The organism is Streptomyces sp. P5F9 (genome assembly GCF_057961495.1).
This window is the reverse complement of record NZ_JBXVPZ010000055.1, coordinates 21,786-32,674: the sequence shown is the minus strand read 5'-3', so window position 1 is coordinate 32,674 and position 10,889 is coordinate 21,786. Positions and strand designations below refer to the sequence as shown.

11 protein-coding genes are annotated in these 10,889 nt (G+C 70.7%); 6 read left to right on the top strand and 5 right to left on the bottom strand.

Going from position 1 to position 10,889, the window contains the following annotated elements:
- A partial coding sequence (locus AC31A1_RS12615; RefSeq protein ID WP_489653372.1) for a carboxylesterase/lipase family protein occupies positions 1–1,358 on the top strand: 1,358 nt, incomplete at its 5' end.
- A 1-nt stretch (position 1,359) separates the two neighbouring features.
- On the opposite strand, the gene AC31A1_RS12610 is transcribed toward AC31A1_RS12615, so the two are convergent.
- The 5 genes from AC31A1_RS12610 to AC31A1_RS12590 all read right to left on the bottom strand — a co-directional run bounded on the left by AC31A1_RS12610 (position 1,360) and on the right by AC31A1_RS12590 (position 5,841).
- Positions 1,360–2,097 (bottom strand): NADPH-dependent F420 reductase, encoded by a 738-nt coding sequence (locus tag AC31A1_RS12610; RefSeq protein WP_489653371.1) that lies wholly within the window; start codon positions 2,095–2,097, stop codon positions 1,360–1,362.
- A gap of 74 nt (positions 2,098–2,171) precedes the next feature.
- On the bottom strand, positions 2,172–2,765 hold the full coding sequence (locus AC31A1_RS12605; RefSeq protein WP_489653370.1) for a TetR/AcrR family transcriptional regulator: 594 nt from the start codon (positions 2,763–2,765) through the stop codon (positions 2,172–2,174).
- Between the two features lie 141 nt (positions 2,766–2,906).
- On the bottom strand, positions 2,907–3,746 hold the full coding sequence (locus AC31A1_RS12600) for a helix-turn-helix transcriptional regulator (RefSeq protein ID WP_489653369.1): 840 nt from the start codon (positions 3,744–3,746) through the stop codon (positions 2,907–2,909).
- Positions 3,747–3,912: 166 nt separating this feature from the next.
- Positions 3,913–4,662 (bottom strand): SDR family oxidoreductase, encoded by a 750-nt coding sequence (locus AC31A1_RS12595; RefSeq protein ID WP_489653368.1) that lies wholly within the window; start codon positions 4,660–4,662, stop codon positions 3,913–3,915.
- Positions 4,663–4,881: 219 nt separating this feature from the next.
- Positions 4,882–5,841: a helix-turn-helix domain-containing protein gene (locus AC31A1_RS12590; protein WP_489653367.1), complete on the bottom strand. Its 960-nt coding sequence runs from the start codon at positions 5,839–5,841 to the stop codon at positions 4,882–4,884.
- Positions 5,842–6,077: 236 nt separating this feature from the next.
- On the opposite strand from AC31A1_RS12590, the gene AC31A1_RS12585 reads away from it, so the two are divergent.
- The 5 genes from AC31A1_RS12585 (at position 6,078) to AC31A1_RS12565 (ending at position 10,503) form a co-directional block, all read left to right on the top strand.
- The gene (locus AC31A1_RS12585; RefSeq protein ID WP_489653366.1) at positions 6,078–6,923 is read left to right on the top strand and encodes an SDR family oxidoreductase; all 846 of its coding nucleotides are present in this window, start codon (positions 6,078–6,080) and stop codon (positions 6,921–6,923) included.
- 196 nt (positions 6,924–7,119) lie between these two features.
- Entirely contained in the window at positions 7,120–8,100 is a 981-nt protein-coding gene (locus AC31A1_RS12580; RefSeq protein ID WP_489653365.1) for an aldo/keto reductase, read from the top strand.
- A 75-nt stretch (positions 8,101–8,175) separates the two neighbouring features.
- Positions 8,176–8,721: an NAD(P)H-dependent oxidoreductase gene (locus tag AC31A1_RS12575; RefSeq protein WP_489653374.1), complete on the top strand. Its 546-nt coding sequence runs from the start codon at positions 8,176–8,178 to the stop codon at positions 8,719–8,721.
- 285 nt (positions 8,722–9,006) lie between these two features.
- Positions 9,007–9,822 (top strand): oxidoreductase, encoded by an 816-nt coding sequence (locus AC31A1_RS12570; protein ID WP_489653364.1) that lies wholly within the window; start codon positions 9,007–9,009, stop codon positions 9,820–9,822.
- A 78-nt stretch (positions 9,823–9,900) separates the two neighbouring features.
- Complete coding sequence (locus tag AC31A1_RS12565) at positions 9,901–10,503, top strand: TetR/AcrR family transcriptional regulator (protein WP_489653363.1); 603 nt, start codon at positions 9,901–9,903, stop codon at positions 10,501–10,503.
- Positions 10,504–10,889 lie beyond the last annotated feature (386 nt).

Genomic DNA, 10,889 nt, shown 5'->3' with positions numbered 1-10,889 from the left:
GCTGGGCACCGCCCCGCCCCGCGACCCCCTGGCCCGGGGTACGGGACGCGACCCGGCCCGCGAGCGCCTGCCCGCAGCCGGGCGGCGAGGTACCCGGCGGCAGCACCGACGAGGACTGTCTCCACCTGAACGTCACCACGCCCGACGGCGCGGGACCCGCGCGCCCCCGGCCGGTGATCGTGTGGCTGCACGGCGGCGGCTTCACCACCGGAGCGGGCAGTTCCTACGACGCCCACCGCATGGCCACCCGCGGCGACGTCGTGGTCGTCACCGTCGACTACCGCCTCGGGGCCCTCGGTTTCCTCGCGCACAGCGGGCTGCCCGGCTCCGGCACCTTCGGCCTGGCCGACCAGCAGGCGGCACTGCGCTGGGTCCGCACCGAGATCGGCGCCTTCGGCGGCGACGCGCACAACGTGACACTGGCAGGCGAGTCCGCAGGCGGCTACTCCGTCTGCGCCCAGCTCGCCGCACCCGCCGCCGCGGGCCTCTTCGACCGGGCGATCATCGAGAGCGGCCCGTGCACCGGTCGCCCCGACCGGCCCTTCGCCCCGTCCTCCGTCCCCCTGTCCACGGCGCGCGCCACGGGCACGGACCTCGCGGCAAAAGTCGGCTGCCGCTCCGCCCACGACGTCCTGGCGTGCCTACGACGCGTGAGCGTCCCGCGCCTGCTCGCGGCCCAGGACACCGACCAACAGCCCGCCTACGCAACTCCGTTGCTGCCCGCCGACCCCGCGGCGGCGATCACCGCCGGCCGCTTCCACCACGTCCCCGTGCTCATCGGCAACAACCACGACGAGGGCAACGGCTGGGCCGCCGGGATCATCCAGGCCGGCAACCCCGTCACCCCCGACACCTGGCCCGACGTCGTGTCCGCCTTCTTCCCCTCCCCGGGGCAGGCCGAGGCGATCGTCCGCGAGTACCCGGTGCACCGCGCCGACGGAGGCCCGGTGTTCGGCGCGGTCATCGGCGACGCGAACTTCGCCTGCCCGACGGCAGGCACCGACGCGGCCCTGCGCAGCGCCCAAGTACTCACCTGGCGCTACGAGTTCGCCGACGAGCACGCCCCACCGCTCACCTCCGGCACCCCGCCGTTCCCGCTCGGCGCACCACACGCGAGCGAACTGCCGTACCTGTTCGACCTGGGCGGCCGCCCCCGCGACCTGACCCCGGCACAGCACCGGCTGGCCGACACCATGATCGACTACTGGACCCGCTTCGCCCGCACCACCGACCCGAACGGCCCGTCATCACCGCACTGGCCCCGGCAGGCCGTCCTCTCCCTCGCACCGGACCACATCGCCCCCACCCCTACGGCGGAGTCCCGCCACCACTGCGCGTTCTGGAACGCCCTCGGGTGACTCAGCGGTGGGCGGCGCGGTTCATCTCGACGACGTCGTCGACGGTGGGGTTGGCCGGGAGGGCGGCGAAGCGTTCCGGGAGGCTGTCGCGGATGGCCGCGTCCTTGGCGCGGTCGGCCGCGGCCAGGGCCGCCGGCAGCTCGTCCAGGGTCAGCTCGGTGCAGTAGGCGGGGCCGTTGGGCTGCTGGCGCCAGGAGTCGGCCAGTGTGCCGGCGTCGTAGGGGTCGAAGCCGGTGTCGTCCACCAGGCTCATGGCCACCTTCCGCGCCTCCTCGGAGTCGCCCGCGACGGGGATGGCGAGGCGGCCGGGTGTTCCGGCCGGAACACCCTTGGTCCGCTGGGTTTCGGCCAGCGCGGCGTTCCACGCCTTGACCACGGGGCGGCCGAGCAGCCCGGCGGTGTACACGCTCTCCACCTGGCCGTCGTCCACCGCCTCGACCGGCTCGCTGAGCATGCCGGGGTAGTAGTTCGCGGTGTCGATGACCACCGTCTCGTCGGGCACCGCCGCGAACAGGTCCGCCAGCCGGCCCGCCACCCCGAAGGGGATGGCCAGGACGATGACGTCGCGGCCCTGGACGGCGTCGGCGAGGTCCGCCGCGCGGGCCCCGGCCTCCAGCACCTCCGCCCGGACGGCCTCGGGGCCGCGGGCGCTGGCTACCTGGACGTCGTGACCGGCCGCGCTGAGCTTGGCGGCGAGGTTCCCGCCGATGGCACCGGCACCTATGACAGTAATTTTCATGATTCATCCCTTGAGAGGTTGTGCCGCCCCTGGGGGCAGCGCGATGCGATGGCTGGGGCGGGATGCCGGGCTGTCTACGCCTGGGTGTCCCGCTCGCGGTAGCCGCTCGCGATGAGCGTGCGGAGCCGGTCGAGCGGCTCCTCCTCGGTACCGGTGCCCTTGATCCAGGCGACGGAACAGGCCGCGAGAAACAGGTCGTGCCCCCGCACCGACTTGCGCACGCGCCCCGCGACCTGTGCGGCTCGCACGTACTGATCGGTGGCGGAGATGAGGATGTCGCAGGGAATCGTGAGCGGATTGTCCGGCTCCTGCGCCCGGGCCGCGGCCATGAGCGGGTCCGGGAGCCCGCTGAAGGCGCTGAAGTACTCCTCCATCGCCCGCAGCCACTGCTCCAGCGCCTCGGCCGGGTCGCCGAGCCGCTCGATGTCCGCCTGGCGGGCCACCAGTTCTTCGGAGCGCGTCTGCAGCACGGCCGCCAGCAGCGCTTCACGGGTGGGGAAGTGCCGGTACAGAGTGGCGGGCCCGACGCCTGCCTCCTTGGCCACCGCCTCAAGGGAGGTGCCGACCCCGTGCCGCAGGAAGTGACGCTGCGCGGTCTCCAGAAGGGCCGCGCGGTTGCGCTGGACGTCCGCGCGGGGCTTGCGTCCCCGCTGCTCACCGGCGCTCATGCGCCCTCCTGCCTGCCGTGACTCTTCGGCCGCATAAAAACGGATGCTGCCTCCGTATATGTTCGAGAGTAAAACGGAGGCGGCATCCGGTCAAATGGGCGGCCTGCGCGCGGAGCCCGGCCCGGTCCCCGGTCCAGGACGTCAGGGGGTGAGCTGTTGGTGTCCGAGGACGGAGAGCAGTTCGAGTTTGCTGTGGCTCTCCGTGCCGGGGCGGGTGGTCAGCACCACCAGGGTCTGGGCGCGGTTCTCGGTGTACAGGAGTTGGGCGTCGACGTCGATGCGGCCGAGTTCGGGATGGAGGACGGTCTTGCAGTCGTCGTAGCGCTGCGCGACCTCCTGAAGTTCCCACATGCGGACGAACTCGGGGCTGTGTTCCTGGAGTTCGGCGAGGATCAGGGCGGCCCGGGGGGTGTCGCTGCCGGCTGTCAGCGCGGCCCGCAGGCGTGCTGCCTGGGCGCGGCCGTGGCGTTCGTGGTTCTCCTCGGGAACCATCAGACGCTCGGCCGGGTCCATGAACCAGCGGTAGTAGCCGCTGCGGGCCAGACCGGTGTGGCGCATCTGGTCGCCGAGCAGGGCGACGGCCACGGGGTTCATCGCGAGGGTGTCGAACAGGTCGGTCTGCACCATGGCCGGGGAGTCGTCCAGGCGGTCCAGGACCCGCATCAGGGTCGGGCTGACGTGTTCGGAGCGGTGGAAGCGGGCCGGGGCGTTGTGGCCGATGAGCACGAAGAGATGGTCGCGCTCGTCCAGGGACAGCCGCAGCGCCCGGGCGAGAGCCGCGGTGATCTGGACGGAGGGCTGTGGAGCACGCTGCTGTTCCAGCCGAGCGTAGTAGTCGGTGGACATGCCGGCGAGCTGCGCGACCTCCTCGCGGCGCAGCCCCTGCGTACGCCTGCGCGGCCCCTCGACCAGCCCGACGTCGCGGGGCCGCAACATCTCACGCCGGTGACGCAGGAATTCCGCCAGTTCCTTCTTGTCCATGCCCCCCATCCTCGCCGCATCCCGACCGGCTATCCAGAGACCGCCGATCCATGGCTGAGCACTCGCCTCCCATCCGCTCCCATCCGCGCAAAACCCCTCGTACGGCGAGGCCGAAGACGCAGGACCCGCCCGCGTGCTGTTGTTCCGCGTCGGTCTTCCAGGTCTGTCAACTGCCGCTGATCATGGCGAGAACGTCGTCGTAGGAGCCGTTGGCCACCGCGTCGCGGATGAACCCGGCTCGCTCGACGACGAGCTCCTTCGCGTCGGGCTTCTCGCGCAGCAGGTCGAGGGTCTCGCTGAGGAAGTCGTCCAGCGGCATGGACTGGTCGCTGTCCTGCTGGCCCAGCAGGGTCGTTCGCACGCCCGGCGGGACCACCTCGATCACCTGGACGCCGGCGTCGGCACCGGCGAGCTGGATGCGCAGGCTCTCGGAGAAGGAGTGCAGCGCGGCCTTGGTCGCGCTGTAGGTCGGGGTGCTCGGGAAGGGTACGAACGCCAGCGCGGAGGTGACGTTCATGACGACCGCGTCGTCCTTGCCCACCAGCAGGGGCAGGAAGGCGTACGTCATCCGGATCGTGCCGAGCAGATTGGTCGCGACGTGGTCCTCGGCGACCGGGAGTCCGGCCGGGTCGAGGAGGTTCTCCAGCAGCATGATGCCGGCGTTGTTGACCAGGACGTTCAGCCCCGGGTGGCTCGCCGCCACGGTCTTGCGGGCATGGGCGATCGAGTCCGGGTCCGCGACGTCGAGGACGAGACCGTCGATGCCCGGGTGCTCGGCCGTGATCTCGTCGAGGAGTTCCTTGCGCCGGCCGGCGACGACCACCTTGTTGCCGGCCTCGTGCAGACGCAGGGCCAGACCGAGGCCGATGCCCGAGGTTCCGCCGGTGATCAGGATCGTGTTTCCGGTCGTCTTCATGAGGGCCTTGCTCCTTCGGTACGGCGGGCCGGTGAGCGCCCGCGGCCTCCGACCGTAGGAGCACCCGCGCAGGGGCGGGAGAGGAAGGTTTATCCATGGATCGGCGGTCTCTGCCTCGTGAAGTGGCCCCGCGCCGCGCTGTCCTGGCCTCGATAGGGGTAGCGGATGCTGCCACCGCTCGGCAGAAGGTGCCGCAGTTCGACTCGCGTGGCTCGTCGGTCAGTCGGGTGTCTCGGCCGGGTCGGCGGGCTGGGAGTCGTCGGCCGGCGCGGGCCGCTCGACGCCGTCGTCGGTGGCGGCCCAGCTGGCCAGCAGGTTCAGGGCGTCCTGGGTGGGCGAGTGGGGCTCGGGGGTGTAGGTGAGGAGGAACTGGCTGGGGCCGTCGGGGAGCGGGAAGGTCTCGAAGGGCAGGTCGAGGTCGCCGACGACCGGGTGGTGGAGGAGCTTCACGCCGGTGGTGTGCATCCGGACGTTGTGGGCGGCCCAGCGGCGACGGAATTCCTCGCTGCGGGTGGACAGTTCCCCGATCAGGTCCGTCAGCCGCCGGTCGTAGAGGTCGCGGCCGGCTTCGGCGCGCAGCATGGCGACGGTGTCGCCCGCGACTTCGTCCCAGTGGCGGAAGAACTCGGTCGCGTGCGGGCTGAGGAAGACGAACCGGGCGTTGTTCGGCGGCCGTGCCGGGTCGGCGTAGACGGGGGAGAACAGGGCGCGCCCGAGGTGGTTGGCGGCCAGGATGTCCCCGCGTCCGCCGAGGACGAACGCGGGTGTGCCGGCCATCGAGTCGAGGACGCGTTGCACCGTGGGCCGCACGCGCTGCTGGGCCGGGCGGCGGCGGGGCGGGCGGGACGTGCCGGCGCCGCGCAGGAGGTCGAGCAGGTGGATGCGTTCGGCCTCGTCGAGCTGGAGTGCTTGCGCGATGCCGTCGATGACGCTCTCGGAGACGCCGGTGGCGTTGCCGCGCTCCAGCCGGGTGTAGTACTCGCTGGAGATGCCCGCGAGGAGGGCGACCTCCTCGCGGCGCAGCCCGGTGACCCGTCGGCGCTCTCCGCCGTAGAGGGGCAGTCCGGCCTGTTCGGGGGTGACCCTGGCCCGGCGCGTGCCGAGGAATTCCCGGATCTCCGCGCGGAAACCGTCGCGTATGTCGCGGTTGGTGCCTTGTGGGTCGTTTCTGCCTGCCATGCGTTTCACTCTACGAGCGCTTCCGCCGGGGGTGGGGGTCCCTGTCAGTGACCCCCTCAGCAGGGACTCCCACACACGCGTCACAGGCGGTTTTGTCGGTGGTGCACCGCCCACGGCGGTGTGAACCGTCCGGACGGACGGCGCTCGTGCCGCCGGTCCCAGCCCCCTCCGCGGCGCTGTGCGCATCACCCCGCAGACAGCGGATGCCGGATCACGGCGCCTGAAAGGAACCCCCCATGAGCAAGGTCATTCTCGTCACCGGTGCCGGACGCGGTCTCGGCACGGACATCGCCCGCGAGGCCCTCGCCGCAGGCCACCAGGTCGTCGCCACCGGCCGCCGCCCCGACGAGGTCGAGAAGACCCTCGGCGGACCGTACGACAACCTGCTGGCCACCAGGCTCGACGTCACCAGCCCGGCGGACGCCGAAGCTGCCGCGCAGGCAGCCGTCGACCGCTTCGGCCGCATCGACGTCCTGATCAACAACGCCGGGAACCTCTTCACCGGCTACTTCGAGGAGATCTCGCCCGCGCAGATGCGCCGGCAGTTCGAGACCAACCTCTTCGGCCCGATGAACGTCACCCGCGCCGTCCTGCCGATCATGCGCAAGCAACGTGCCGGCCACGTCATCACCATCACCTCGACCGCCGGACTGGTCGGCATGGAGTTCACCTCCGCCTACGCCGCCTCCAAGTTCGCGGAAGAGGGCTGGATGGAGTCCCTGCGCCACGACGTGCAGCCCTACGACATCCACACCACGATCGTGGAGCCCGGCTACTTCCGCACCGAACTCCTCGTGGACGGCTCCACCAACTGGCCCGAGCTGTCCATCGACGACTACGCCCCGCGCACCATCCCCAGGATCGAGGGCATGAAGGGCATGAACGGCAAGCAGCCCGGCGACCCCGCCAAGCTCGCCCGCGCCCTGCTCACCATCGCCGGCCAGGACAAGCCGATGCCGCGCTTCGTCGCCGGCGCGGACGCCATCGAGGCCGCCGAGGCCAAGGCGAGGGAACTCCTCGCCCAGGCCGAGGCATCCCGCGAACTGGGCGACAGCCTGGCCTACGACGACGCCCACGCCTGAGCACCATTCCCCGGCCGAGGCCGGAAGCCGCCGGGTGCGCCCACGGCGCTGAGCCGCCACCGGGCAACGGCACCGTGCCGGCGCCGCGCGGACCACACCAGCGCGGACCACACCAGCACGGCCCACCACCTGGTGGCACACCCCCCTGACCATGCCCACCGACCGGCCGGATGGCCGTCACGACAAGGAGTACCTGATGAAGCACATATCACTGGGCGGGCTCGATGTCTCCCGAATCGGCCTGGGAGCCATGACCATGGCCGGCACCTACACCACGGGCGGAGGACTCGACGACGCCGAGTCGGTCCGCACCATCCACCGGGCGCTGGACCTCGGGGTCACCCATATCGACACCGCCGAGATCTACGGCCCCTTCCACAGCGAGGAGATCGTCGGCAAGGCCATCAAGGGTCGGCGCGACGACGTCGTCGTGGCCACGAAGTTCGGCCTCGTCTCCCACGCCGGCGACGGTCGCGGCGTCATCGACAGCAGCGCCGGCAACGTGAAGACCGCGGTCGAAGGCTCGCTCCTGCGGCTCGGCACCGACCACATCGACCTCTACTACCAGCACCGCGTCGACCCGAACACGCCCATCGAGGAGACCATCGGCGCGCTGGCCGAGCTGGTCGCCGAGGGCAAGGTGCGCCACATCGGCCTCTCCGAGGCCGGCCCCGAGACGATCCGCCGGGCGCACGCCGTGCATCCGGTGGCCGCGCTACAGACCGAATACTCCCTGTGGACCCGCGACGTCGAGGCCGAAATCCTTCCGCTGCTGCGCGAGTTGGGCATCGGGTTCGTGCCCTACTCGCCTCTCGGCCACGGCCTGCTGACCGGGCAGATCCGCACCGTCGACGACTTCACCGACGACGACTGGCGCAAGACCAACCCGCGCTTCACCGGCGAGAACTTCCGGCGCAACCTGCGCATCGTCGACGAAGTACAGGCCATCGGCGCCGAGATCGGAGCCACACCGGCCCAGACCGCGCTGGCCTGGCTGCTGACCCGCGGCGACGACATCGCCCCCATCCCCGGCACCCGGCGGGTTGCGCGCGTGGAAGAGAACACCGCCGCCGACGCCGTCGAACTCAGCGCCGCTCAGCTCGACCGCCTCAACAACCTCACACCGGCCGCGGGCGAGCGCCACGACGAGGCCAACATGGCGAGCATCGACCGCTGACCTGACTGACGCCCGGCGACCTGCTGACCCGTCACGCCCGACCGACCCGCATTCGTTCACCCACTTCACTGATCACTGAAAAGGTCCCTCGTCAAGTCCAAGGTTCTCCTTGTCGTAGGTCACCCCGGCCTGTCCCGGTCGAAGGCCAACGCGGCGCTCGTGGACGCCGTCCGCGATCTGGCCCATGTCACCGTGCACGACCTCTACGCCGCCTACCCCGACTTCCGGATCGACGTCGCCGCCGAGCAGGCGCTGCTGGCCGAACACGACGTGATCGTCTTCCAGCACCCGGTGTTCTGGTACAACACCACCCCGCTGCTGAAGCAGTGGCAGGACAAGGTCTTCACCCTCGGCTGGGCCTTCACCATGGACGGCTCCGCCTCGCGACTGGCCGGCAAGAAGGCCGTCGTCGCCGTCACCGCCGACCACTACACCCCCGAAGGCGCCAACCAGGCCACCATCGAGACCCTCCTCAGCAACTGGCACGCCACCCTGCGGCTGTGCCAGTTCGACATCCAGCCGATGGTCAAGCTGTACGGCACGGCATTCGGCCTCTCCGACGAGGACCTGGCCACCGCCGCCAAGCGGTACAACGAACTGCTCGCCTCCTTCGCCGCCTGACCGCACTCTCAACTCCCACAACGGCAGCCCCCTCGCCGATCGTGATGCAGCGGTGCCGTGCCCCACCGGTCTCCGGTCGCTCTCCGCAGTGTCGGCGCCGAGCGACCGGAGATCTGTATCGGCGGCGACCGTGTCGTGAAACGGCGACCGCTCGTCGCCGAGCGCCGTCGGTTCGGTGGAGCCGGCCGGAGCACCGGACGTGACCACTTGCCATCGACCCACGACCACCGTATGGTCGTACGAACGTAAGACATACGACCGTAAGACGATCAAAGGGAGTCCGTGATGGCGACAACTCGGCCGGTGGCGCTCGTGACAGGTGCCTCATCCGGGATCGGCAAGGAGACGGCCCGCGCCTTCGTCGCGGCGGGTTTCGAGGTGATCGGAACCGGCCGCAAGACCTCCGGACTCACCCCGCCCGCCGGTGTGACGTACCTCGATCTCGACGTGGGCAGCGACGACTCGGCCACCGCCGCGGTGGGAGAGGTGATCGCCCGGTTCGGACGCGTCGACGTCCTGGTCAACAACGCGGGCATCGGCTCGGCGGGCGCCGTCGAGGAGAACTCCGTCGCCCAGGCCCAGAACGTCCTGAACGTCAACGTCCTCGGTGTCATCCGTATGACGAAGGCCGTCCTGCCGCACATGCGCGCCCGGGGCGGCGGACGCGTCATCAATATCTCGTCCGTCCTGGGCCTGGTCCCCCAGCCCTACATGGCGCTCTACGTCGCCGCGAAACACGCCGTCGAGGGCTACTCGGAGTCCCTGGACCACGAGGTCCGCGAACACGGCATCCGCGTCCTCCTCGTCGAGCCCGCCTATACCAAGACCAGCTTCGACACCAACGCCGCACAGCCCGACACCCCGCTGCCTCTGTACGCGGAGCGACGGCGCGTCTTCGACGAGGTGATCGCGGATGCGATGAAGGCCGGCGACGACCCCGCCGTCGTCGCCAAGGTGATCGTCACCGCGGCCACCGACAGGAAGCCGAAGCTGCGCTACGCGGCCGGCCCCCTCGCCACCCGCATGAGGACGCTGCGCCGCTTCGCCCCCGCCACCACCTTCGACAAAGGCATCCGCAAATTCAACCGGATGCCCGCCTGACATCCCGGTCCGGCGTCAGGGGTGTCCGCGCCGCGAACACCACGTCGGAGCGTATCCGGAGCGCAAGCCCCGGCCGCGATGGAGGAACGCCTCGTGCGGTACACGAAAGAACACAAGCAGGAGACAAGGCAGCGGATCGTCGAGACGGCCGGCCGCCGGCTCAAGCGGGACGGCATCGACGGCTCCGGAGTCGCCACGCTCATGAAGGACGCGGGCCTGACCAACGGCACCTTCTACGCCTACTTCGCGTCCAAGGACGAACTCGTCGCCACCGCGGTCGCCGACCAGATGCGCGCACAGCACGAGAACATCGTCGCGCAGGCGGCGCCCGGCCGTGCCGGACTCGAACAGGTGATTCGCTGGTACTTCTCCACCGAGCAGCGCGACAACGTCGAGGACGGCTGCCCCAACGCCGCTCTCCTCGACGAGATCGCACGCTCCACGGACCCCACCCGGAAGGCCTACACCGACGGCGCGCTGACCCTCATCGACGGCTTCGCCGCCCGCCTGGCACCCCACGATCCGCCGTCGGCACGCCTGAAGGCACTCGGCCTCCTCGGCGTGATGGCCGGGACGCTCCAACTCTCCCGCGCCCTGACCGACCGGCAACTCGCCGACCAACTCCTCGAACAGGGCATCCACAACGCCCTCGCACTACTGGATGCCGAGCAGCACGCCTGAGACGCCGCCCGCGTATCGATCAGGGGGCCGGCCGGCTCGAACAGGGAACCCGGAACAGGGAGCAGGGAGCAGGGAGCAGGGAACAGGGAACAGGGAACAGGGTTCGGCGGGTCCCTCGACAACCGCATCCGCTCCACCGTCGAGGTCGCCACCGCTCCGGCAGCCGAGATCGACGCCGACCGCACCGGCTTCCGGGGCCTTCCCGGAAACCCGTTCAACGACATCGCTGAGAGCGACACCCACGAGCTGCATCCGGCACTCGCGCGAGCCCCACCCCGCCCGACCTCGCCTACCTGCGCATCGGCCACGGCGGCGACGAACTCCTGTACACCCTCCGCAAGTTGTGGTGTCGCGGGCCCTCCCGACGCCGCTTTCGCCAGGGAGCT

Excerpts from the sequence above, each read along its gene's own strand:
- AC31A1_RS12585 (WP_489653366.1), top strand. The coding sequence starts at position 6,078 with ATGAGCAAGGTCATTCTCGTCACCGGTGCCGGACGCGGTCTCGGCACG.
- AC31A1_RS12565 (WP_489653363.1), top strand. The coding sequence starts at position 9,901 with ATGGAGGAACGCCTCGTGCGGTACACGAAAGAACACAAGCAGGAGACA.
- AC31A1_RS12600 (WP_489653369.1), bottom strand. The coding sequence starts at position 3,746 with ATGGACAAGAAGGAACTGGCGGAATTCCTGCGTCACCGGCGTGAGATG.
- AC31A1_RS12595 (WP_489653368.1), bottom strand. The coding sequence starts at position 4,662 with ATGAAGACGACCGGAAACACGATCCTGATCACCGGCGGAACCTCGGGC.
- AC31A1_RS12605 (WP_489653370.1), bottom strand. The coding sequence starts at position 2,765 with ATGAGCGCCGGTGAGCAGCGGGGACGCAAGCCCCGCGCGGACGTCCAG.
- AC31A1_RS12580 (WP_489653365.1), top strand. The coding sequence starts at position 7,120 with ATGAAGCACATATCACTGGGCGGGCTCGATGTCTCCCGAATCGGCCTG.
- AC31A1_RS12590 (WP_489653367.1), bottom strand. The coding sequence starts at position 5,841 with ATGGCAGGCAGAAACGACCCACAAGGCACCAACCGCGACATACGCGAC.
- AC31A1_RS12570 (WP_489653364.1), top strand. The coding sequence starts at position 9,007 with ATGGCGACAACTCGGCCGGTGGCGCTCGTGACAGGTGCCTCATCCGGG.
- AC31A1_RS12610 (WP_489653371.1), bottom strand. The coding sequence starts at position 2,097 with ATGAAAATTACTGTCATAGGTGCCGGTGCCATCGGCGGGAACCTCGCC.